General features: G+C 73.8%; 18 protein-coding genes. 6 read left to right on the top strand and 12 right to left on the bottom strand.

Translation table 11 applies throughout. The features are described 5' to 3' along the window. The 7 genes from ABZT03_RS24845 to ABZT03_RS24875 form a co-directional block, all read right to left on the bottom strand. The coding region (locus ABZT03_RS24845; protein ID WP_356042829.1) for an adenosylhomocysteinase at positions 1 to 119 on the bottom strand (119 nt) is incomplete at its 3' end. A 326-nt stretch (positions 120 to 445) separates the two neighbouring features. Further along, a complete protein-coding gene (locus tag ABZT03_RS24850; RefSeq protein WP_356042734.1) occupies positions 446 to 1,426 on the bottom strand; it encodes a cation diffusion facilitator family transporter in 981 nt (326 codons plus the stop codon). Positions 1,427 to 1,544: 118 nt separating this feature from the next. Next, positions 1,545 to 2,696, bottom strand: coding sequence for a mannose-6-phosphate isomerase, class I (gene manA, locus ABZT03_RS24855; RefSeq protein ID WP_356042736.1), 1,152 nt, complete (start codon positions 2,694 to 2,696; stop codon positions 1,545 to 1,547). 64 nt (positions 2,697 to 2,760) lie between these two features. After that, positions 2,761 to 3,888: an SIS domain-containing protein gene (locus tag ABZT03_RS24860; protein WP_356042738.1), complete on the bottom strand. Its 1,128-nt coding sequence runs from the start codon at positions 3,886 to 3,888 to the stop codon at positions 2,761 to 2,763. 53 nt (positions 3,889 to 3,941) lie between these two features. Next, a complete protein-coding gene (locus tag ABZT03_RS24865) occupies positions 3,942 to 4,112 on the bottom strand; it encodes a Trm112 family protein (RefSeq protein ID WP_007382472.1) in 171 nt (56 codons plus the stop codon). A gap of 176 nt (positions 4,113 to 4,288) precedes the next feature. After that, positions 4,289 to 5,653 carry a phosphomannomutase/phosphoglucomutase gene (locus ABZT03_RS24870; RefSeq protein ID WP_356042740.1) on the bottom strand — a complete coding sequence of 455 codons (1,365 nt, stop codon included), beginning with the start codon at positions 5,651 to 5,653 and terminating at the stop codon, positions 4,289 to 4,291. 171 nt (positions 5,654 to 5,824) lie between these two features. Continuing rightward, a complete protein-coding gene (locus tag ABZT03_RS24875) occupies positions 5,825 to 6,247 on the bottom strand; it encodes a DUF3499 domain-containing protein (protein ID WP_356042831.1) in 423 nt (140 codons plus the stop codon). Between the two features lie 293 nt (positions 6,248 to 6,540). Here ABZT03_RS24875 and ABZT03_RS24880 point away from each other — a divergent pair, with 293 nt between their 5' ends. Continuing rightward, positions 6,541 to 6,990, top strand: a complete 450-nt coding sequence (locus ABZT03_RS24880; RefSeq protein WP_356042833.1) for a metallopeptidase family protein — start codon at positions 6,541 to 6,543, stop codon at positions 6,988 to 6,990. 461 nt (positions 6,991 to 7,451) lie between these two features. On the opposite strand, the gene ABZT03_RS24885 is transcribed toward ABZT03_RS24880, so the two are convergent. The 3 genes from ABZT03_RS24885 to ABZT03_RS24895 all read right to left on the bottom strand — a co-directional run bounded on the left by ABZT03_RS24885 (position 7,452) and on the right by ABZT03_RS24895 (position 13,146). Continuing rightward, positions 7,452 to 8,948, bottom strand: coding sequence for a DUF5719 family protein (locus tag ABZT03_RS24885; protein ID WP_356042742.1), 1,497 nt, complete (start codon positions 8,946 to 8,948; stop codon positions 7,452 to 7,454). Further along, a complete protein-coding gene (locus tag ABZT03_RS24890; protein WP_356042744.1) occupies positions 8,945 to 12,697 on the bottom strand; it encodes a glycosyltransferase in 3,753 nt (1,250 codons plus the stop codon). Before ABZT03_RS24890 ends, ABZT03_RS24885 begins: the two co-directional genes overlap by 4 nt. A 185-nt stretch (positions 12,698 to 12,882) precedes the next feature. Next, positions 12,883 to 13,146 carry a WhiB family transcriptional regulator gene (locus tag ABZT03_RS24895; RefSeq protein ID WP_356042746.1) on the bottom strand — a complete coding sequence of 88 codons (264 nt, stop codon included), beginning with the start codon at positions 13,144 to 13,146 and terminating at the stop codon, positions 12,883 to 12,885. Between the two features lie 681 nt (positions 13,147 to 13,827). Here ABZT03_RS24895 and ABZT03_RS24900 point away from each other — a divergent pair. The 4 genes from ABZT03_RS24900 (at position 13,828) to ABZT03_RS24915 (ending at position 17,765) form a co-directional block, all read left to right on the top strand. Beyond that, entirely contained in the window at positions 13,828 to 14,346 is a 519-nt protein-coding gene (locus ABZT03_RS24900; RefSeq protein ID WP_356042748.1) for a cysteine dioxygenase family protein, read from the top strand. 57 nt (positions 14,347 to 14,403) lie between these two features. Next, positions 14,404 to 15,360 carry a 2-phospho-L-lactate transferase gene (gene cofD / locus ABZT03_RS24905; protein ID WP_356042750.1) on the top strand — a complete coding sequence of 319 codons (957 nt, stop codon included), beginning with the start codon at positions 14,404 to 14,406 and terminating at the stop codon, positions 15,358 to 15,360. Next, on the top strand, positions 15,357 to 16,688 hold the full coding sequence (locus ABZT03_RS24910) for a coenzyme F420-0:L-glutamate ligase (RefSeq protein ID WP_356042752.1): 1,332 nt from the start codon (positions 15,357 to 15,359) through the stop codon (positions 16,686 to 16,688). Before cofD ends, ABZT03_RS24910 begins: the two co-directional genes overlap by 4 nt. 75 nt (positions 16,689 to 16,763) lie before the next feature. Beyond that, a complete protein-coding gene (locus ABZT03_RS24915) occupies positions 16,764 to 17,765 on the top strand; it encodes a DNA-3-methyladenine glycosylase 2 family protein (protein ID WP_356042753.1) in 1,002 nt (333 codons plus the stop codon). 139 nt (positions 17,766 to 17,904) lie between these two features. On the opposite strand, the gene ABZT03_RS24920 is transcribed toward ABZT03_RS24915, so the two are convergent. Continuing rightward, positions 17,905 to 18,987 carry an NDP-sugar synthase gene (locus tag ABZT03_RS24920; protein WP_356042755.1) on the bottom strand — a complete coding sequence of 361 codons (1,083 nt, stop codon included), beginning with the start codon at positions 18,985 to 18,987 and terminating at the stop codon, positions 17,905 to 17,907. Positions 18,988 to 19,172: 185 nt separating this feature from the next. Next, positions 19,173 to 20,609 (bottom strand): peptidoglycan recognition protein, encoded by a 1,437-nt coding sequence (locus tag ABZT03_RS24925; RefSeq protein ID WP_356042756.1) that lies wholly within the window; start codon positions 20,607 to 20,609, stop codon positions 19,173 to 19,175. 129 nt (positions 20,610 to 20,738) lie between these two features. Between ABZT03_RS24925 and ABZT03_RS24930 the strand changes: the two genes are divergently transcribed. After that, a complete protein-coding gene (locus ABZT03_RS24930) occupies positions 20,739 to 21,494 on the top strand; it encodes a TIGR03089 family protein (protein ID WP_356042758.1) in 756 nt (251 codons plus the stop codon). Positions 21,495 to 21,601 lie beyond the last annotated feature (107 nt).

Raw genomic sequence — 21,601 nt, forward strand, 5'->3', positions numbered from 1 at the left:
CGGCGGATCGACATCAGACCGGGCATCTCGTGCTCGGCGAGCGTGATCTCCTTACGGCCGAACTCGGCCAGGGAGAGATCGGCGACCTTGAAGTCCTGCCGGTTGTCGACAGTCGTCATTACGGGCTGCTCCTCGTGATCGGGGCGAGGTGGGTAGGGCTGGTCTGCGCGGCGGCGGACACAGGGGTGCCCTCGGGAGGACACAGGGATGCCCGCGTGCGCGCAGCGCAGTCCGTCGGAGGCCCTCTCTCCCTCGGCCGATCCGCGTGCGGACCGCCCGACCGCCATCAGCAGCGACGTCTGGCTTCGGTTCCAAGCTACACCGCTCGGCGCGATGGCCCCCAGTCCGCCTTGGAACAGTTCACGCCGTTCCGGGGCGGCCGGGGGTGCGGGGAGCGGGTCCGCCGCGGTTCGCCGCGGTTCGCCGACAGGGTGGCGAAGGGTTGTCAGTGGCCCGCCGGGTGCGGGGCCGGGCCGCCGGGGGTGGCCTCACGGTCGGGGCCCTTGGCGGCCTCGGCCTCGCTGTAGATGTCGGGTTCGAGGTAGATCACGCGGGCGATCGGGACGGCCTCGCGGATACGGGCCTCGGCGGCGTTGATGGCGGCGGCGACCTCGGCCGCGGTGTCGTCGTGCTCGACGGAGATCTTGGCGGCGACGAGGAGTTCCTCGGGGCCGAGGTGGAGGGTGCGCATGTGGATGATGCCGGTGACGGTACGGCCGTCGACGACGGCCGCCTCGATCTTCTGCACGTCCTCGACGCCCGCGGCCTCGCCGAGCAGCAGGGACTTGGTCTCGGCGGCCAGCACGAGGGCGATCAGGATGAGCAGGACACCGATGCAGACCGTGCCGATGCCGTCCCAGACGCCGTCGCCGGTGAGCAGGGCCAGGCCGACCCCGCCGAGGGCGAGGACCAGACCGATCAGGGCACCGAAGTCCTCCAGGAGGACCACGGGCAGCTCGGGGGCCTTCGCCCGCCGGATGAACTGCGCCCAGGACAGCGAGCCGCGCAGTTCGTTGGACTCCTTGATGGCGGTGCGGAAGGAGAAGCCCTCGGCGATGATCGCGAAGAGGAGGACGCCCACCGGCCAGTACCAGTGCTCGATGTCGTGCGGGTGGCGGATCTTCTCGTAGCCCTCGTAGACGGCGAACATGCCGCCGACCGAGAACAGGACGATGGAGACGAGGAAGGCGTAGATGTAGCGTTCGCGGCCGTAGCCGAAGGGGTGTTGGGGGGTTGCCTCGCGCTGTGCCTTCTTGCCGCCGACCAGGAGCAGGGCCTGGTTGCCGGAGTCGGCGAGCGAGTGCACGCCTTCGGCGAGCATCGACGAGGAACCGCTGAACGCGAACGCCACGAACTTCGATGCAGCGATCGCGAGGTTGGCGCCGAGTGCCGCCACGATCGCCCTGGTACCGCCTGACGCGCTCATGTGTCCGCGATGTCCCTTCCGTACGTACGCCGTGCAGACCTTTGCCTGTCCTTTGCCGGTGGGCCATTGTTGCAGCCCGTTCCGGCAACGGTCCCTCAGGTCACGCCTACCCCGTCGGTCACGCGACCACCGTGGCGCGGAAGAGCGTTCCGTCGCCGGACACCTCAACCTTCTCCCCCGCGGGGACGAACACCGAGTGGCCTGGCGTGAGTTCGTGGTCGCCGGCTCGGACCGAGCCCGCCGTGCAGAGCAGGATCTGGGGGGTCGCGCGGGTCAGGTCGTGTGCGGTGGCGCCCTCCGCCAGGACGTGGCGGGAGAGCCGGAACTCGTCGATCGGGGTCGCATACACCTCTTCGCCGTCGGGGGCGGCCTCCGGGCGCAGTACGCCGGGGTCGCGCGCCTCGAAGCGGACGACGCGCAGGAGTTCGGGGACGTCGACGTGCTTGGGGGTCAGGCCGCAGCGCAGGACGTTGTCGGAGTTGGCCATGATCTCGACGCCGAGGCCGCTGAGGTAGGCGTGCGGGATGCCGGCGCCGAGGAACAGGGCCTCGCCGGGCTGGAGCCGGACGTGGTTGAGCAGCATCGCGGCGAGGACACCCGGGTCGCCCGGGTAGTGGTGGGCGATGTCGGCGTAGGGGGCGTAGTCGCCGCCCAGGCGGTCGCAGGCGGCCGCGGCCTGGGTGACCGTGTGGGCCGTCTCCGCGCGGTCGGCGGTCAGCAGGGCGGTGAGGACCTCGCGCAGGGCGGCCTCCTCCGGCCGGGCGTGCAGGAGGTCGACGTACGGCTTGAGGGAGTCGACGCCGAGGCCGGCCAGCAGGTCGGCGGTCCGGGCGGGCTCGCGGAAGCCGCACAGTCCGTCGAACTCGGTGAGGGCGCAGATGAGTTCGGGCTTGTGGTTGGCGTCCTTGTAGTTGCGCTGCGGGGCGTCGACGGGGATGCCCCGGCGTTCCTCGTCCGCGTAACCCTCCCTGGCCTGGGCGAGGTCGGGGTGCACCTGGAGGGAGAGCGGGGCGCCGGCGGCGAGGATCTTGAGGAGGAAGGGCAGCCGGGGACCGAACCTGGCGACGGACTCCGGGCCGAGTTCCCGGCCGGGGTCGGCGTCGATCACCTCGGCGAGCGTGCCGCGGCCGGTGCGGGAGGGAGCGCCGGGGTGCGCTCCCATCCACATCTCCGCCTGCGGTTCGCCGGTCGGCTCGATGCCGAGCAGCTTAGGGATCGCGGTGGTCGAACCCCAGGCGTAGGGGCGGACGGTGTTGTCGAGGCGGTCCATGCTGTGTCTCTGTCTCCGTACGTACGCTGCTCAGCGGGCGCTGGTCAGAAGGCGTGGGCCCAGATCAGGCGCCTGAGGCGAGCGCCAGGTAAACGGCGGCGAAATCGGTGACGGCGATCAGTTCCGCGAGGCTCTCCAGTTCGCCGCCGGCCTCCGGCTCCAGCTCGCTGATCGGCGTGTCGTGGCTGAGGGCCAGTTCACGGGCGGTCGGAGCGGCGGTGAGGCCGCCGATCGGGCTGTCGCGGAGCAGCACCACGCGCGCGTGCAGAGCGGGTTGTTCCTCGACGCGGTCGCGGAAGAAGTCGTCCGGGTCGGCGCTGGCGGCCAGCGGGCCCGCGAGCAGGGCGCCGTGCGCGGCGAGCGCCTCGGGCAGTTCGGCGACGAGGGCGGGGCGGCCCGCGAGTTCGGCGAGGCCGGCCGCGAACCGGCGGCCCGCGGGGCCGGCGGAGACGCCCTCGGTCCAGATCACCGGCAGCGCGTCGGCGAGTTCGGAGGCCAGGGTCTTCGCGGCGTTGCTGTAGGTCGCGATGGCGGGACCGCAGCGTTCGGCGACCTGGTCGAGGCGGTCGGCGACCTTCTCCAGCGCCTCGGGCGGCGCGCTGAGCAGGCCGGTGCGGTCGAGGAGGGCGAGCAGCGGGGTGAGCAGGGCCCACAGCACGCCGGGCGCCGAGGCGGCGAGGGGTTCTTCCTGGTCGTACGGCGCTGTCGCCATGGAGATGAACATGCCGTGGGCGCCGGCCACCGCCTCGGCCAGCGGGGTGCCGACGGGGGCGACGGCGGCGACGGCGCAGCCGCGCCGGTAGGCGGCTTCGGCGAGCAGGGACAGGCCCGGCTCGGTGCCGTCGGGGGTGGTGATCAGCAGCAGGTCCACGGAGCCGGTCCAGCCGGGCAGTTCCCAGCGCAGCGCGCCCGCGGCGGGGGCGACACCGCTCGGCGCGAGGCGGATGACGGGGCTGCCGGCTCCGGCGAGGGTGCCGAGCAGGTCGGCGGCGTGGGTGGCGGCAGCGCCGGGGCCGGCGATGAGGACCGCGCGGGGCCGGCCGTCGGGCTTGAGGTCGGCGACGCCGGCCTCGGCCGCGTGCCGGGCTGCGGTGCGGACACGGGCGCCGGCCTCGGCGGCGCCGCGGAGCAGACCGCGACGGTCGGCCTCCGCGAGCGCCTCGGGGGTGTCCAGCAGCGATTCGTCGAGCATGGGCGGCAGTCTCCGATCGCCTGTCGTCGATTACGCGGGTCGCCGGGGGCGGGTCACGCGGGGCGGCGGGCCTCGTCGACGAGCAGGACCGGGATGCCGTCGCGGACGGGGTAGGCCAGGCCGCAGTCCTGACCGGTGCAGATCAGCTCGGTGTCCTGCTCCTTGAGGGGGGCGTGGCAGGCGGGGCAGGCGAGGATCTCCAGGAGGCCGGCTTCGAGCGGCATGGGGTTTCCCTTCGGGCGGGCGCGCGGGTTCGGGTGCGTCTGCGTGTGCGTGGGTGGATGTGCCTGGTCAGGGTACCGCCGTGGGGCGCCCGGCCGCGGGCATCGGGGCGGACCGGGACGGCCGGCGGGCGGGGCGGTGCCGGGCGCGGAATCACGGCACCCGGCGGGGGCGCCTTTCAGCTCCTGATGATCGCGAGGACCTCGTCCCGGATCTTCGCCATGGTCGGTTCGTCGCGGGCTTCGGCGTTGAGGCGGAGGAGGGGTTCGGTGTTGGAGGGGCGGACGTTGAACCACCAGTCGGCGGCGGCGACCGTCAGCCCGTCCAGTCCGTCCAGTTCCACGCCCTCGCGGCTCTCGTACGCCGCCTTGACCGCGGCGAGCCGGCCGGCCTGGTCGTCGACGGTGGAGTTGATCTCGCCCGAGCCGGCGTAGCGGTCGTACTGGGCGACGAGGCCGGACAGGGGGCCGTCCTGGCCGCCCAGGGCCGCGAGGACGTGCAGGGCGGCCAGCATGCCGGTGTCCGCGTTCCAGAAGTCCTTGAAGTAGTAGTGGGCGGAGTGCTCACCGCCGAAGATCGCGCCGGTGCGGGCCATCTCGGCCTTGATGAAGGAGTGGCCGACGCGGGTCCGGGCGGGGGTGCCGCCGTTCTCCCGGACGACCTCCGGCACCGACCACGAGGTGATCAGGTTGTGGATGACCGTGCCCTTGCCGCCGTACCGGGCGAGTTCGCGGGCGGCGACCAGCGCGGTGACGGCGGACGGGGAGACCGGGACGCCCCGCTCGTCGACCACGAAGCAGCGGTCCGCGTCGCCGTCGAAGGCGATGCCGAGGTCGGCGCCCTCCTCGCGGACCCGCTGCTGGAGGTCCACGATGTTCGCCGGGTCGAGGGGGTTGGCCTCGTGGTTCGGGAAGGTGCCGTCGAGTTCGAAGTACATCGGGACGAGCGTCAGCGGCAGGCCGGCGAAGACGGTGGGGACGGTTTGACCGCCCATGCCGTTGCCCGCGTCGACGACGACCTTGAGGGGGCGGATCGCGGTCAGGTCGACGAGGGAGCGGAGGTAGGCCGCGTACTCCTCCAACGTGTCGCGCCGCGTGGTCGTGCCCGTCCTCTCCGCCGCGGCCGGGGCGCCCGAGTCGGCCCAGGACTCGACGAGCCGGCGGATCTCCGCGAGGCCGGTGTCCTGGCCGACGGGGGCCGCGCCCGCCCGGCACATCTTGATGCCGTTGTAGCGGGCGGGGTTGTGCGAGGCCGTGAACATGGCGCCGGGCAGGTCGAGGACGCCGGAGGCGTAGTAGAGCTGGTCGGTGGAGCAGAGGCCGATCTCGGTCACGTCGACGCCCTGGGCCGCCGCCCCGCGTGCGAAGGCTCCCGACAGCCCCGGGGACGAGGGCCTCATGTCGTGGCCGGTGACGATCGCGTCCGCGCCGGTCACCCGGGCGAAGGCGGCTCCGAAGAGCTCGGCCAGGGACTCGTCCCAGTGGTCCGGGACCACCCCGCGCACGTCGTACGCCTTCACGATCTGCGACAGATCAGCAGCCACGGCCAACCTTCCCTAAGTCCTGTCGGTCGCCCCAAACTACCTGTCCCGACCGGCAGTCCGTCGTGCGTGTGCCGAGTGGACCCACAGCCGTGACCTCAGGTCGGAGGGCGTCGGCGCGGAGGGTGCGGGACGGTCTGCGCTCGCGGGAGCGCAACAGGGGTACGGACGGGCTCAGTTGTCCGGGGAGCGCAGCACCCGCAGGTGGCCGCGGCGCGCGACCTCCATCGGGTCCACCGTGCGGGCGCCACCGGCCTCGGCCGTCCGCTGCCGCGGGCGGGCCGCCTCACGCACGGCGTTGGCCAGCGCCTCCAGGTCGTCGCCGCTGGGGCGGGCCGGGGCCGAGCTGTCGAGCAGCCGGACGACCTCCCAGCCGCGCGGGGCGGTGAGGCGCTCGGAGTGCTCGGCGCACAGGTCGTAGCAGTGGGGTTCGGCGTAGGTGGCGAGCGGGCCGAGGACCGCGGTCGAGTCGGCGTAGACGTACGTCAGCGTCGCGACGGCGGGGCGGCCGCAAGCGGTGCGCGAACAGCGACGTACGGGGCTCACGACGTTGGACGGTACCGCACTCTTGAGCGGGCCGCGACGACTCCCCTCCAGGTCACCCCACCGTGTCGGGCTGTGAAACACCCCACACAGCTGTCCGAGCACACCTCGCTGACCTGCGCGGACACCGCTTCCCGAGGGGTCCGGCGGATTCGGACCCGGTCATCACTGCGCACAAAGCACGTCAATTACGGTGAGATCGACGATCGCGCGGAGATACGGAATCGAGCCCAACCTTGGCCGGAACGGTCAACTCGCGCCACGCAGGGCGAGGTGGCCGGAGGTCGCCCCCGCTGCCGCGTGGGGGCCGGGCGCCCGGCTCCGGCGAGGATTACGCTTCACCAGTGATGGACAACCCCGTACCTCCCCGGGCCGCCGGCCACGGGCCCCGCCGTCGTGACCGCCATGGGCGGGGCATGCGCGGCCCGATCGCACCACCCCAGGTACCGCTCGCCGCGAGCCGCGCCGAGGGCTTCGCCGATCTGGTGCAGGACTCCGTGGAGCGTCTGGAGCGGCGGTGGCCGCAGCTGGCCGACATCGACTTCCTCGTCCTGGAGGTCCCGCGGCTGGACGGACCGGGGCAGACCTGGAGCGACGAGGGGGTCCCGCTCGGCGGCACGGTGTCCGCGCGCGAGGGGCATCCGGCGCGGGTGGTGGTGTATCGGCGGCCCGTCGAGATCCGCACGAAGGGGCGGGACGAGCGGGCGGCTCTGGTCCACGAGGTCGTCGTGGAACAGGTGGCCGAACTGCTGGGACTGACCCCGGAGACGGTGGATCCCCGCTACGGCGAGGACTGAGCGGAGGGGACGGCGGGCGGCCGAGCGGCGGGCGGGGCGCGCCAAGCGGCGGGCGGCCGAGCGGCGGGCGGGGCACGCCAAGCGGTGGACGGCGCGCCAAGCGGCAGGCGGCAGGCGGCAGGCGGCAGGCGGGCTCAGTCACCCGGGCCGCCTCGACGGCACCGCCGCCTCGGTGCCGCCGCGGTGCCACCACCCCGGTGCCACCGCTACCCCGCCGCCCCCGCGGCACGGCCGACGCCTGACCCCTGGCCCTTGGCCCCTAGCTAGTGCCGTGACCGGAAAGGTTCACCGGCTCGCGACGCCCGGCACGGCCCCTCGCCGCGTTGTCGCATCACCCGAGTACATCCAGTACGCGGGCGATGCTCCGCCTTGCGATGCACCGCACCGGACGCCGCGAGCTTCCCGGCAAACCCTTCCGGTCACGGCACTAGCCCCAGCCGCTGGTCCTACCGCCGTCGCCGCTACCTCTGCAGCACCGACAGGTCCTGCTCGGCGTCCGGGACCGCCACCGTCCCCCGGTCGTCCGTCAGGGTCTGGACGGTGAAGGCCGGGACGCCCTCGCGGGTCGCCGCCAGGGTCCGGGCCGCGTAGACCGGGCCGCCCGACAGCGGCTCGACGGTCAGCGCGTACGTCCCCTTCAGGCCGCTGGGCACGGGGGCCTCAACGTCCTGGGTGGTGCCCGCCTTGACCGTGTACGTCTTGGAGAGGGCCGTACCGCCGCCGCTGCCCGCCGAGGCCGTGACCTTGACCTGGGCCGTGCCGCCGGGAGCGGTGAGGGACAGGGTGCTGCCCTTGGAGCTGTTGTCGGCGGAGGTCGCGCGCGAGCCGACCGCGTTCGTGGCGGGGATGAACGCCGTCTCCTGGGCGGCGCCCTTGCCGCGCAGGATCCGCAGGGCGGCGACCACCGGCACCCGCTGGTCCGTCGGCGTCAGGACCAGCGAGCCCGCCTCGCCGCGCGTGACGTCACCCAGGTCGACGGCGGAGGTCATGCCCGCCTTCACGTGCACCGTCTCGTGGCCGGCGGGCGTGATCAGGCCGGTCGGCGAGGCGAGTTGGATCTTCAGGTCGGCGTCGGCTCCGCCGGGGGTGAAGACGACCAGGCGTACGGCGGTGGCGTCCTTCGGGATGCCCGGCATGACGAGGTCGGTCGCCGGTTCCCCGGCCGCGGCCAGCCAGTCGCCGCCGAGCTTGTCGTCCAGGGCCTGGACGGCGGCGCCGAGGCGTCCGCTGCGGACGTTCACGTGCATGGTGAGGTCGGCCTGCTTCTCGCCGGTGAGCGTGGACAGCAGGATCGGCTCGCCCGAGTGCGGCCGGACCGTGATGCCCTCGCCCACCGTGGAGTCGAGGGCGCCGTCCTTGCCGTAGAGCTTGAGGTCGACGACGGCCGCGGAGTCGTCGGGGTTGGTCAGGTACACGTAGTCGGTGCGACCCGCCTCCGTGCTGACGCCCGGGAACCAGAAGTCGGTGTCGGGGGCGGTGCAGTTGACGCCCTGCAGTCCGCGGCCGGCGCCCGCGGCGACCTCGGTGGTCTGCTGGACGGTCCAGCCGGGCGCCAGCTTCCCCTCGGCGGTGCCGACGAGCGCGGGCGCGTCCCCACCGGAGACGTCCCCGGTGACCGGCTTGCCGGGCTCCTTGGGTCGCAGCACGGGCTTCGCGGTCTTCTTCGAGGGCTTCTTGGCGTTCGTGCCGTCGGCCGACTGGGCCGCGGCGGGCAGGAGTTGGGCTGTGCCGCTGCTCCCCGTGCCCTTCGTGACCGGCGTGAACGACGTGTACGCGGTCTCGGCGAGGTCGGACGTGCTGGGAGCCGGGCAGAGCAGGCCGGTGCGCTCCACGGGCAGTTCGGCGGCCGTCCTGGCGGTGTCCTTGCCCTCGGCGTCCGGGGCGCTCATCGCGGCGAAGCCGGTGACGGCGGCGAGGGCGGTGGTTCCGGCGATCAGGGACAGGGTGGTGCGGTTCACTGCTGACTCCCGTCGGGGCGCTCGCTGCCGGGGCCGTGGGGGTGCTGCTGCGGCGGCTGCTGCTGGTCGTAGGCCGGGTCGTAGCCCTCGTAGCCCTCCTGTCCTTGGTAGCCCTCGTAGCCTTCCTGTCCTTCGTAACCCTCGTGTCCCTGGTGTCCCTGGTGGCCTTCGTAGCCCTGCTGGTACGGCTGCTGGTCGTAGGCCGGCTGCGCGGGGCCGCCGTACGCGTACGGGTCGTACTGGCCGCCCTGGCCGCCCTGGTACGGGTCCGCCTGGTAGGGCTGCTGCTGGTCGTAGCCGCCGGCCGGGTACTGCCTGCCGTCCTGGTACTGGCCGGCGTCGTAGGCGTCGTAGTCGGTGCCGGCGTAGCTCGGGGCGTCCCACTCGCCGTAGGACTGCTGCTGCGGGACGGTCACCGCGGGCTGGTCCGGCTCGGGGGCGGGGAACTCCTCCTCCTGGAGGGCTTCCTCGGCCTCCGACTGGGCGCGCAGGCGGCGGGCCCGGCGGCCCTCGCCGGCCACGGGCTCGGCGGTCACGGCCGGCTCCTCGGGGAGGTCGTCGTCGACGTCCCGGCGCCTGCCGGGCAGGGCGAGCACGACGAGAACGACCGCGAGGGCGCCCTGCGCCCACAGCCAGGCGGTGTGGCCGACCGGGTCGTCGTAGGTGATGTCCAGTCGCCCGCCGGAGGTGGGGAGCTGGAAACCCTGGGCCCAGCCGTCGACCGTGGTGCGGGTGAGCGGCCTGCCGTCGAGGGTGGCGGTCCAGCCGGGGTCGGCGGTGTCGGCGAGACGCAGGACGCGGCCCGCGGCGCCGGACGGGATGGTGGCGTGCACGTCGACGGGACCGGCGGCGACGGGCTGCGGCGCGGCCGAGCCGGACGCGGCGACGACGGCCGCGCGGGAGACCTCCTGGTCGACCCGCCACAGCCCGCTGCCGTCCTGCTGGCTGAGCCGGCTCAGGCCGGGGGTGGCGTCCAGGACGCGGGTGATCTCGCGGGGCGCGCCCTTGTGGACGAGGACGTAGCGCACGGCGAAGCCGCCGAGCTGGTCGGCCTGGTCGGCACCGGAACCGGCGACGAGGTTGGCGACGACCTTGTCCAGCCGCTCGTTCTCGCCGTCGGCGGCGGCGAGTTCGGCGTCGCCGAGGCGGGCGCCGGAGCCGCGCACCAGCATGTAGCCGACATGGGCCGGGGAGTCGCTGTCCAGGACGAGGGTGCGGGCCTGGTCGCGGGTGCCGCTCTCCTCGGCCACGAACGCGGGCACCTGCACGGGGTCGCGCCGCTCCAGGGGTCCGTCGGCGCCGCCGATCATCCAGCCGGCGGCGACCAGCAGCGGGCCGGCCGCCGCGGCGAACGCGATCAGCGCGGCCACCGGCTGGCGCCAGCCGAAGCTCTGCTCGGCCACCCGCGCGCGGGCGCCGTCGGCGCCCAGTGCGGCGGCGGCCAGCAGGGCGAGGCCGTAGACCAGCGTCGCGGGGCCGGCCCAGGTGGAGTCGTTGGACAGCACCGCGAAGACGAGGCCGACGAGCGCGACGGCCCAGGCGCCGACGATGCCGGACTGGCGCTCGCCGCGCAGCAGGGCGGCCAGCGCGGCCAGGACGACGCCGATGAGCATCAGCCCGTCGACCGTGCCGGGGCCGCCGGGGCTGGCACCGAGCAGGTCGAGGGCGGAGGCGGTCGAGGAGCCGTACTCCAGGCCGGCCTCCCGGAAGAAGCCGAACGGCAGCAGCGACAGCGACCAGGGCGCCAGGATCAGCAGCGGGGTGCCGAACTGGGCCAGGAAGCGCAGGCCGTAGGCGGTGATCTCGCCGCGGCGCACGGCCAGCACGACGACGCCGAGGATCAGGGCGATCGGCCAGATGATCGGGGTGAACGCGGTGATCACCGTCAGCAGCAGCGCGGACGCCCAGGTGGCGCGCCAGCTGCCGCGCGCGCCCGAGGTGTGCGCCAGGCCGCTGGCCGCGATGCCCGCGCGCGCGAGAAGCGGCAGCAGGACGGCGAGTACGGCGGTGCCGATCCGGCCGCCGGCGAGGGCGCCGGTGGCGGCGGGCAGGAAGGCGTAGACGACGGCGGCCCACGCGCGCAGGAGCCGCGACTCGACGAGCGGGCGGGAGGCGAAGTAGGCGCTGACGCCGGCCAGCGGCACGGAGCCGACCAGCAGGACGGTGACGGCGAGCCCGGTGGAGCCGAACAGCGCGGAGGCGAGCATCGCCACAAGCGCGAGGTAGGGGGGCGCGGCCGGGGTGCCGCCGGCGCCGACGGAGTGCCAGGCGTCCAGGTAGCGCGACCACAGTTCGGAGGAGTCGGCGGGGGCGGGCAGCAGGGCGCCGCCGGCGAGCGCGCCGCCGCCGAGCAGGGCGCGGCAGGCGACCAGCGACACCAGCAGCAGGATCAGGAAGAGCACCGGTCCCGGCTTGCGGGCGATGCGCTTGAGCCGGGCGAACTGCTCGATCTCCAGGAAGTCCGCGTCGTCACCGCCGGGTCCGGACTCGATGCCGCCGCCGTGCCGTCCGGCCGCGGACGCCTCGGCGTCGGCGCTGCCGAAGAGGTCGCCGGCGATCTGTTCGACGGTGGCCCGGACGGTGGCGCCGGGCGGCGGGAACAGCGGGCGCAGTTCGTCCTTGTCGACGGCGGGGCTGCCGCGGCGGCGGCGACCGGCGATGATCCGCTCGGGCCGCAGCAGGGTGCCCACCAGGCCGCGGATCTCGTCTACGGCCTGGCCGGGGACCTTGCCCACGAGGTAGGCGACGGTCCTGACCAGGGTGCCGAGGACGAGCCTCAGCAGCACCCAGGGCAGTAGGGCGGTGCGCGAGTTGACGAGCAGGGTGTAGACGGCGCCGGCCTTGTCGACCTTGTGCGGGGAGGCGGCGGTGCGGCCCACGCAGTCGACGGTGCGGCGCTCCCGGGAGGACGCCTCGGCATGGCGTACGACGGCCTCGGGGGCGATGAGGACGCGGTGGCCGGCGGACTGGGCGCGCCAGCACAGGTCGACGTCGTCACGCATGAGGGGCAGGCGCCGGTCGAAGCCGCCGAGCTCCTCGAAGACGTCACGGCGGATCAGCATGCCGGCGGTGGACACCGACAGCACGGGCCGGACGTGGTCGTGCTGGCCCTGGTCCTGTTCGCGGCGGTCGAGGCCGGTCCAGCGGCGGCCGGAGTGGGCGATGGAGACGCCGACCTCCAGCAGCTGCCGCTTGTCGTACCAGCCGCGGAGCTTGGGGCCGACGACGGCCACGTCGTCCCGGCCGAGGTCGTGCTCGTTCTCCACGACCCGCAGCAGCTGGGCCAGGGCGTCGGACTCGGGGGCGCAGTCGTCGTGCAGCAGCCACAGCCACTGGACCGGTTCTCCGTGGGGGAGCTCCGGGAGGTCGTAGGCGTCGTCGCGCCAGGTGCGGGTGACCGGGTCCCAGCCGCTGGGCCGCTTCAGGTACGGCAGCTCCTCCGGGGTGAGGACGGGCGCGGTGCGGCCGACCTCCTCCACGGCCTGGCCGAAGCCCGTACGCCGGGCGAGGTGCAGCACCCGGTCGGCGCCGAGGGCGTCGGTGAGCAGCTGGGCGGAGGCGTCGGCGCTGCCGGTGTCGGCCGCCACCGCGCACTGCGCGGGGCGTTCCTGGCCGAGCAGCCCGGCGAGCGCGTCGGGCAGCCAGCGGGCGCCGTCGTGGGCGACGAGGACCGCTGTCACCACGTGACGCGGGAACTCGGGTGCGGCAGCGCTGTCGTTACGGGCTGCCGTGTGGCTGTGCACGGACATCGAGGTACGGGCCCCGGTTCGGTGGTCTGCGGTGGACGCCCGTGCCCCGTGGGGACGGCGGTGCGTCTCGGACGAGCGACCACACTATCGGCTGGGCATGACGACGGCCCGCCGCCTGTGGACAACCCACCTGCGACGGGCCGTTCGTGACGAACCCGCGGGGACGGACGGTGCCTGCTCCCTGGTCAGACGGCGGCCTTCTTGAGTCTGCGGCGCTCGCGCTCGGACAGACCGCCCCAGATGCCGAACCGTTCGTCGTTGGCGAGGGCGTATTCGAGGCACTCGGAGCGGACCTCGCAGGCGAGGCAGACCTTCTTGGCCTCGCGGGTGGAGCCGCCCTTCTCGGGGAAGAAGGACTCGGGGTCGGTCTGGGCGCACAGGGCGCGCTCCTGCCAGCCGATTTCCTCGTCCGCGTCGTCGACCAGCAGTTGCTGCACCAGCTCGGTCATGTGCGCCCCTCGTCTGTCTTTCGCGTCCCCGTGATGTAGCCGTTACCGATGTCGGCTGAACGACACGAGTGAAATTACAAGTGTGCTGCTCCGAGCGAGTCAAGCCGAGATCTGCTATTGGGCCCCTTATTCACTCTGCGGAACCAAGGCCTAGCGGAAAGTGTTCAAATCGGCATAAACCTTGACAGGCAGATGGGGCCGGAAGGGTCGCCACTCCACGCGGAGCCGTTCCGCGGCTGTGCGGAGGAAGACGCCCAGGACGTGGATCTCGTTCCGACACGCGCGCCGATGCGAATCGGATCACAGTCGGATCACGGGATCGCGCCGGGGCTCGTGCGCCCGGTTGTGCGCCATGTGTCCCGGGTGACGCCTGCACAAACCTTTCATCTGCGAGGTGAACCGGATGAGGTGAATCCCGTCCCACGGACCGGCGCCGAGTTGACAGTGAAGGTGTGAGCCGGTGTCCTTGTGGGCATGTTCGCGAACTCGGCCTTCACCCCGACCCGCACCGCCGGGTCCCACGGTGCTGCCCGCGCTCGCTGCAGCTGTTGCTGTCCCAGCTGTTGAGCCCCACCGCGCTCCGGCTGCTCCCCGCCCACCGAGGCGGCTCCTCCCGCCCGTGACCCGGGCGGAACGACCTGCGACACCCCAGCACTCTCCCGCCGAGGAACCACCGCACCCATGAACAGCGACAGCGACCTCCAGATCGCCGGCGACATCCTCGAAGTCCCGCACCTCCTCCAGGCGCCGCGCGAGCACCCGGCCACCGTGGCCGACTTCGTCGGGCTGGCCCGCGCCGTCGCCGCCGACCGCTCCCAGTGGGCCCACCTGGTCCGCTACGACGCGACGACCCGCTGGTACCACCGGCTGCGCACCGGCCCGGGCTACGAGGTGTGGCTGCTGACCTGGGTGCCGGGACAGGGCAGCGGGCTGCACGACCACGGCCGCTCCTCCGGTGTGCTGACCGTCCTGGAAGGCACCCTGACCGAGCGCACCGCACGCGGCACGCGCGCGCTGGGCGCCGGGGCGCAGCGCGTGTTCGCGCCGGGGTACGTGCACGAGGTCGTCAACGACGCCCTCGAACCCGCCGTCAGCCTGCACGTCTACTTCCCGGGGCTGACGGAGATGCCCATGCACTCGGGGCGTTCCGCCTGCACGGCACCCGCGGGCCACGAGGACGTGGACGTCGTCACCGCCTGACGCGCTGAGGCCGTGACCGGCCGACGCGTTGTCGCACCCGCCTGCAAGACTTGCCCCATGCGCATTGTGGTTCTGGCAGGCGGCATCGGCGGTGCCCGGTTCCTGCGCGGTCTCCAGCAGGCCGTGCCGGACGCGGACATCACCGTCATCGGCAACACCGGGGACGACATCCACCTCTTCGGGCTGAAGGTCTGCCCGGACCTCGACACGGTGATGTACACGCTCGGCGGCGGCATCAACGAGGAGCAGGGCTGGGGGCGGGCCGACGAGACCTTCCACCTCAAGGAGGAGCTCGCGGCGTACGGCGTCGGGCCGGAGTGGTTCGGGCTCGGCGACCGGGACTTCGCCACGCACATCGTGCGGACGCAGATGATCGGCGCGGGTTATCCGCTGAGCGCGGTGACCCAGGCGCTGTGCGACCGGTGGAAGCCGGGCGTGCGGCTGATCCCCATGACCGACGACCGGGTCGAGACGCATGTGGCGGTGGAGGTGGACGGCGAGCGCAAGGCGGTGCACTTCCAGGAGTACTGGGTGCGGCTGCGGGCGTCCGTGCCGGCCCTTGCGATCGTGCCGGTCGGTGCCGAGCAGGCCAAGCCGGCGCCGGGTGTCCTGGAGGCGATCGCGGCGGCCGACGTCGTCCTGTTCCCGCCGTCCAACCCGGTCGTCTCCGTCGGCACGATCCTCGCCGTGCCCGGCATCCGCGAGGCGATCGCCGACGCCGGGGTGCCGGTGGTGGGGCTGTCCCCCATCGTCGGGGGCGCGCCGGTGCGCGGGATGGCCGACAAGGTGCTCGCCGCGGTCGGTGTGGAGTCGACGGCCGCGGCGGTCGCCGAGCACTACGGCTCGGGGCTGCTCGACGGCTGGCTCGTGGACACCGTCGACGCGCAGGCGGTGGAGCGGGTCGAGGAGGCCGGCATCCGGTGCCGGGCCGTGCCGCTGATGATGACCGACGTCGACGCGGCCGCCGGGATGGCCCGCGCGGCGCTCGACCTGGCCGAGGAGGTGCGCGCGTGAGCGGCTTCCCGGACGCGCGCCCGCAGGGCGACCCCGCCGGTTTCCGGGTCTGGGCCGTGCCGGGCCTGCCCGAGGTCGCGCGGGGCGACGACCTGGCCAAGCTGATCGCCGCCGCCGAACCCGCCCTGGCCGACGGCGACGTGCTGCTGGTGACCTCGAAGATCGTGTCCAAGGCGGAGGGGCGCGTCGTCGAGGCGGCCGACCGGGAGGCCGCGATCGACGCCGAGACCGTCCGGGTGGTGGCGCGGCGCGGGCCGCTGCGCATCGTGGAGAACCGGCAGGGCCTCGTCATGGCCGCCGCCGGGGTCGACGCCTCCAACACCCCGTCCGGGACGGTCCTGTTGCTGCCCGAGGACCCCGACCGGTCCGCGCGGGCGATCCGCGACGGACTGCGGGAGGCACTCGGGGTCGAGGTCGGGGTCGTGGTCACCGACACCTTCGGGCGGCCCTGGCGCGCGGGGCTCACGGACGTCGCGATCGGCGCCGCGGGCGTGCGCGTGCTGGACGATCTGCGCGGGGGCACCGACGCGTACGGCAATCCGCTCGCCGCGACCGTCGTCGCCACGGCGGACGAGCTGGCCGCGGCGGGCGATCTCGTCAAGGGCAAGGCCGCCGGACTGCCCGTCGCCGTCGTCCGCGGGCTGCCGCACGTGGTCGACGGGCTCGACGGACAGGGGGCGCGGGCCATGGTGCGCGGCGCCCGGGACGACATGTTCCGGCTCGGCACCTCCGAGGCGATCCGGCAGGCGGTGACCCAGCGGCGTACGGTGCGGGCCTTCACCGACGAGCCGGTCGACTCCGGATCGGTACGGCGGGCGGTGGCCGCGGCCGTCACCGCGCCGGCGCCGCACCACACGACGCCCTGGCGGTTCGTGCTGCTGGAGTCGGCGCGGTCGCGGACGCGGCTGCTCGACGCGATGCGGGACGCCTGGATCGCCGACCTGCGGCGGGACGGCAAGAGCGAGGAGTCGATCGCCAAGCGGGTGCGGCGGGGCGAGGTGCTGCGCGGCGCGCCGTATCTCGTCGTGCCCTGTCTCGTCATGGACGGCTCGCACACCTACGGCGACGCCCGGCGGGACGCGGCCGAGCGGGAGATGTTCGTGGTCGCCACCGGCGCCGGGGTGCAGAACTTCCTGGTCGCGCTGGCCGCGGAACGGCTGGGGTCCGCGTGGGTGTCATCGACGATGTTCTGCCGGGACGTGGTCCGCGAGGTGCTCGAACTGCCGGCGGACTGGGACCCGATGGGTGCCGTGGCCGTCGGGCATCCGGCGGAGGAGCCGCGGCCCCGGCCGGAGCGGGAGGCGGGAGCTTTCGTCGAGGTGCGGTGACGCACGCGCGGCTGCGCCTACCCTCATAGGGCCCCTCTCTCACCGGGGCGCCTTCCGCTCCCTAGGACCTCACCCGTGGCAGGACGATTCGATCCCCGGCCCACCCGTACGACCGTGCGGGGCGGGCAGGTCGGCGTGCCACCGGGCATGCCGCGGCAGAGCACGGGTCCCGGCCGGGTGCGGACGTACGTGCCCGACGGGCCGCTCGATCTCGGGCTGGCGCTCGGGCCGCTGCGGCGCGGACCCGGCGATCCGACGTTCCGCGCGCTGCCGGACGGGGCGGTGTGGCGGACCTGCCGGACACCGGCGGGCCCGGGAACCCTGCGGGTGGCCGCGTACGGCGGCGAGGTGCGCGGCGAGGCGTGGGGGCCGGGCGCCGAGTGGCTGCTCGACGGGTTGCCGGCGCTGCTCGGCGCCGAGGACGACCCGGCGGCGTTCGTTCCGCGGCACCGGCTGGTGGCGGTGGCCCGGCACCGGCGGCCGGGGCTCAGGCTGACCAGGACCGGGCTGGTGCTGGAGTCGCTGATCCCGTCGATCCTGGAGCAGAAGGTCACGACCGACGAGGCGTACCGGGCGTGGCGGCTGCTCGTGCGCAAGTTCGGGGAGCCGGCGCCGGGGCCCGCGCCCGAGCGGATGTACGTGGTGCCGGAGCCGCGGACGTGGGCGCTGATCCCGTCGTGGGAGTGGCACCGGGCCGGCGTCGACAACAAGCGGGCGTCCACGATCCTGCGGGCGGTGCGGGTGGCCGCGCGGCTGGAGCAGGCGGTCGGGATGGAACCGGCGGCGGCGCGGGCGCGGCTGGAGGTGGTGCCGGGGGTCGGGCCGTGGACGTCGGCGGAGACCGTGCAGCGCAGTCACGGGGCACCGGACGAGGTGACCGTGGGGGATGTGCATCTGCCGGGGATCGTCGGGTGGGCGCTGGCGGGGAACCGGGACGCGGACGACGCGGTGATGCTGGAGCTGCTGGAGCCGTACGCGGGGCAGCGGCATCGGGCCGCGCGGCTGATTCTGCTGAGCGGGAGGACGCCTGCGCGGCGGGTTCCCAAGATGCCGAAGTGGGACATCGGGGTGTTGTGACCGGCTGGGCCGGGGCGGGCTGACGGCGAGGTTCTCTCGCCCCCGCCGCGCCTTCCGTCCCCGGGGGTTGCGCCCCCGGACCCCGCTTCGGCCCGAACGGCCTCGTCCCCAAGGGCCGGACGGGCTGGAAAGAAATCCCCTACTGGTCCGAGGAGAAGCGCACCGCGCCCGCCGGGATGCGAGCGTCGCACCAGATTCTGGCGCCCTCCCTCAGTTCGTTGTCGGCGCCGATGACCGCGCCGTCGCCGATGACCGTGCCGGTGAGGACGGAGCGTCGGCCGACGCGGGCGCGGGTGCCGATGAGGGAGTCGGTGATGACGGCACCGGGTTCGATGACGGCGCCGGGCAGGATGGTGCTGCCGAAGACCCGCGCGCCCTCCGCGACGAAGGCGCCCTCCCCCACCACCGTGCCGCCGGTCAGCTTGGCGTCGGGGGCGACCCTCGCCGTCGGCAGGACGAGCCGGTCGCCGCAGCGGCCGGGGACGGCGGGCGAGGGGGCGCGGCCCATGACCAGGTCGGCGGAGCCGCGGACGAAGGCCGCCGGGGTGCCCAGGTCCAGCCAGTACGTCGAGTCGACCATGCCCTGGAGGTGGGCCCCGGCCGCCAGGAGGTCCGGGAACGTCTCGCGTTCGACGGAGACCGGGCGGCCCACGGGGATGGTGTCGATGACGGAGCGGCGGAAGACATAAGCGCCCGCGTTGATCTGGTCGGTGACGATCTCCTCGGGGGTCTGCGGCTTCTCCAGGAACGCCGTGACCCGCCCCGTCTCGTCCGTCGGGACCAGGCCGTACGCGCGCGGGTCCGTCACCTGGGTCAGGTGCAGGGAGACGTCGGCGCCGGTCGTCTCGTGGGTGTCGACCAGCGCCCGGATGTCGAGGCCGGTGAGGATGTCGCCGTTGAACACGAGCACCGGGTCGTCGGGGCCCGAGTGCAGCCGGGAGGCGACGTTGCGGATGGCGCCGCCGGTGCCGAGGGGCTCGCGCTCGGTCACGTACTCGACGTGCAGTCCCAGGGCCGAGCCGTCGCCGAAGTACGGTTCGAAGACCTCGGCCAGGTACGAGGTGGCCAGGACGATGTGCTCGACACCGGCCGCTCTCGCTCTCGCCAGCTGGTGCGTGAGGAAGGGCACCCCGGCCGCCCGGACCATGGGCTTGGGCGTGTGCACCGTGAGGGGGCGCAGCCGGGTGCCCTTGCCGCCGACCAGGAGGATCGCTTCTGTCACCTGTCGTCTCTGCTTCCTGCCGGGACCGGCCGAACTGTCTTTCGGCCGGCCAGTGTATGCAGAACCTCGTGTGGTGCCTTCGACGGCAGAGCGGCGTTCCGCCTTTTGCCCCCCGACGGCGGTGAGAGCTCCCCCGGCCGTTCACTCGAACCGGAGGGACCGCGCCGTCCCGTCCGGTCACGGCACTAGCGCCCTTGATAGCGGGCGGCGGTCGAGCGGGCCGAGCCGAGCTTGCGATAGAGCTGCCGGCCTGGACACTCCGTGGAGAAACCGTCACGGTGGCCGGAGATCACATTCAGTCGTACGTTCTTACCTTTTCGGTAGAGATTGCCACCGCCGGACTTCAAATATGTCTTTCCCCGTGGATTGGCCCCCCACAGGCCGAGCTTCCACGCGGTGAGCCGGGCGATGGCCGTGACGGCGGCGGCAGGCGGCTTCGCGGTACCGAACGTGCCGATCACGGCGATGCCCATGCTGTTGGTGTTGAAGCCGAGGGTGTGCGCGCCGAGGACCGGCTTCGCCACGCCGCCCGCCCGCCCCTCGTAGACGGTGCCGCACTTGTCGACGAGGAAGTTGTAGCCCATGTCGCGCCAGCCCATGCTCCTGACGTGGTAGCGGTAGATACCACGGATGACGGAGGCGGCCTGTGAGCAGCGGTATCCGTTGCCGGACGCGGTGTGGTGCACGAAGGCCGCCTTGACCTTGCTCGTGTAGACGAAGCCCCTCTCCCGGAGGTTCTCGTCGGCGCCCCAGCCGCGCCGGGTGACGATGCGCGGACGCGGTCCGATGTACGGCTTCGCCCGCTGCTGCTCGGTGAGTTCGCCGGCCCGCAGGGTGTACAGCTCCTCCTGGGTGGCGCGTTCGTCCAGGGCCGGGATCTCGGTGGCCCCCAGCGGGGCGAGGTCGGTGTTGGCGGTGGAGGCGGCGAGCGACTCGGCGCTCTCCAGGTCCACCGTGCCGGTGCGGGGGTCGGACTCCGGGCCGGGCTGCGGCGGCACCTCGCCGCCCGGGTCGCCGGGATCACCGAGGTCACCGGGGTCACCGGGGTCACCGGGGTCGACGAGTTCGAGGCGCAGGCCCGAGGGCAGGGGCGCGGTCGCCGCCAGGGTGCGGGTGCCGCCGCCGGTCTCCTCCCTGCCCTGGGTACCGCGTTCGTCGGCCGCCCGCACGCGCACCTCGACGCCGTCGGAGTCGCCCACCCACAGGGGCGCCGTGGCGCCGCGCACCCGGCCGGAGGCGCGCTCGGCGGTGCCCGGGTCGGCGGCGTGTTCGGTGTTGTGCGTCTCGACGTCCTGCCAGCCGGACCAGGTGGCGGAGCCGGCCGCGCGGGTGCGGACCTGCACACGGCCGCGCAACTCCGTCCCGGGGTTGTCCCAGACGACGCCGACCATCGAGAAGTGCCGTACGTCCTGGCGAAACAGGCCCTGAGCGGTGGCCGGGCCGAGGGCGCGGTCACGGGTGAGGGGGGCGAGGGGCAGCGACTGGGTGCTGCCGGGGAGGCCGGCGGCATACGGCTCGGCCGCCCGCCCGGGGGCCGGGACCGCTCCCGCGGCCGGGACCGACGGAAGGGCGAGTACGGCCGCGCAGGTGACGCCGATCGAGGAAGCAAGGAATCCACGCATGCCCCTGATCTTGGACATAGTCATACATATCTGTCCATCGGGGAACTGACGGGCCGTCGGCTGCCGTTGCGCCGAACCGGTGGCCCTGGGGTGGGCCGCGCGCCCGCCCGCCCGCGTAGGCTTCTGCGGGTGAACGCCACCGACCGTACCCCCGCCGACCTGCTGCGTTCCGCGCTCGCCGCGGACCCCGGACGCCCCCTGGTGACCTTCTACGACGACGCCACGGGCGAGCGGGTCGAACTGTCCGTGGCCACCTTCGCCAATTGGGTGGCCAAGACCTCCAATCTCCTCCAGGGCGACCTCGGCGCGGAGCCCGGCGACCGGGTCGCGCTGCTGCTGCCCGCGCACTGGCAGACGGCGGTGTGGCTGCTGGCGTGCTCGTCGGTGGGCGTGATCGCGGACATGGCGGGCGATCCGGCGGCGGCCGACCTCGTGGTGAGCGGGCCGGACACGCTGGAGGCGGCACGGGCGTGCGGCGGGGAGCGGATCGCGCTCGCCCTGCGGCCGCTCGGCGGGCGGTTCCCGCAGCCGCCGGCCGGCTTCGCCGACTACGCGGTCGAGGTACCGGGTCAGGGCGACCGGTTCGCCCCGTTCGCTCCGGTCGACCCGGAGGAGCCCGCGCTGGTCGTGGCCGGGCGGGAGTTCAGCGGCGCGGAGGTCGTGGAGCGGGCGCGGGCCGAGGCGGTCCCGCTCGGACTGACGGGGCCCGGGTCCAGACTGCTGTCCGGGCTGCCGTACGACAGCTGGGGCGGGCTCTGCGCCGGGCTGTACGCGCCGCTCGCCACCGGCGGCTCGGTGGTGCTGTGCCGCCATCTGGAGCGGTCGGACGAGGAGACCCTGGCCCGGCGCGTGGAGAACGAGCGGGTGACGGCGACGGCCAGGTAGCCGCCCCGGGGTGTCGCCCGTTCGGCCCAGCTCCGGCCACCCCCGGCACCCGGTTCGCGCCATGGTCGTAGGAGCAGCACTCCCGAGACGCTCACACGCCATGAGGG

This window comes from Streptomyces sp. NPDC005574, assembly GCF_040605435.1.
In the GTDB taxonomy this organism is placed as follows: domain Bacteria; phylum Actinomycetota; class Actinomycetes; order Streptomycetales; family Streptomycetaceae; genus Streptomyces.

Excerpts from the sequence above, each read along its gene's own strand:
- ABZT03_RS24850 (WP_356042734.1), bottom strand. The coding sequence starts at position 1,426 with ATGAGCGCGTCAGGCGGTACCAGGGCGATCGTGGCGGCACTCGGCGCC.
- manA (WP_356042736.1), bottom strand. The coding sequence starts at position 2,696 with ATGGACCGCCTCGACAACACCGTCCGCCCCTACGCCTGGGGTTCGACC.
- ABZT03_RS24860 (WP_356042738.1), bottom strand. The coding sequence starts at position 3,888 with ATGCTCGACGAATCGCTGCTGGACACCCCCGAGGCGCTCGCGGAGGCC.
- ABZT03_RS24865 (WP_007382472.1), bottom strand. The coding sequence starts at position 4,112 with ATGCCGCTCGAAGCCGGCCTCCTGGAGATCCTCGCCTGCCCCGCCTGC.
- ABZT03_RS24880 (WP_356042833.1), top strand. The coding sequence starts at position 6,541 with ATGGACAACCCCGTACCTCCCCGGGCCGCCGGCCACGGGCCCCGCCGT.
- ABZT03_RS24890 (WP_356042744.1), bottom strand. The coding sequence starts at position 12,697 with ATGTCCGTGCACAGCCACACGGCAGCCCGTAACGACAGCGCTGCCGCA.
- ABZT03_RS24895 (WP_356042746.1), bottom strand. The coding sequence starts at position 13,146 with ATGACCGAGCTGGTGCAGCAACTGCTGGTCGACGACGCGGACGAGGAA.
- ABZT03_RS24900 (WP_356042748.1), top strand. The coding sequence starts at position 13,828 with ATGAACAGCGACAGCGACCTCCAGATCGCCGGCGACATCCTCGAAGTC.
- cofD (WP_356042750.1), top strand. The coding sequence starts at position 14,404 with ATGCGCATTGTGGTTCTGGCAGGCGGCATCGGCGGTGCCCGGTTCCTG.
- ABZT03_RS24925 (WP_356042756.1), bottom strand. The coding sequence starts at position 20,609 with ATGCGTGGATTCCTTGCTTCCTCGATCGGCGTCACCTGCGCGGCCGTA.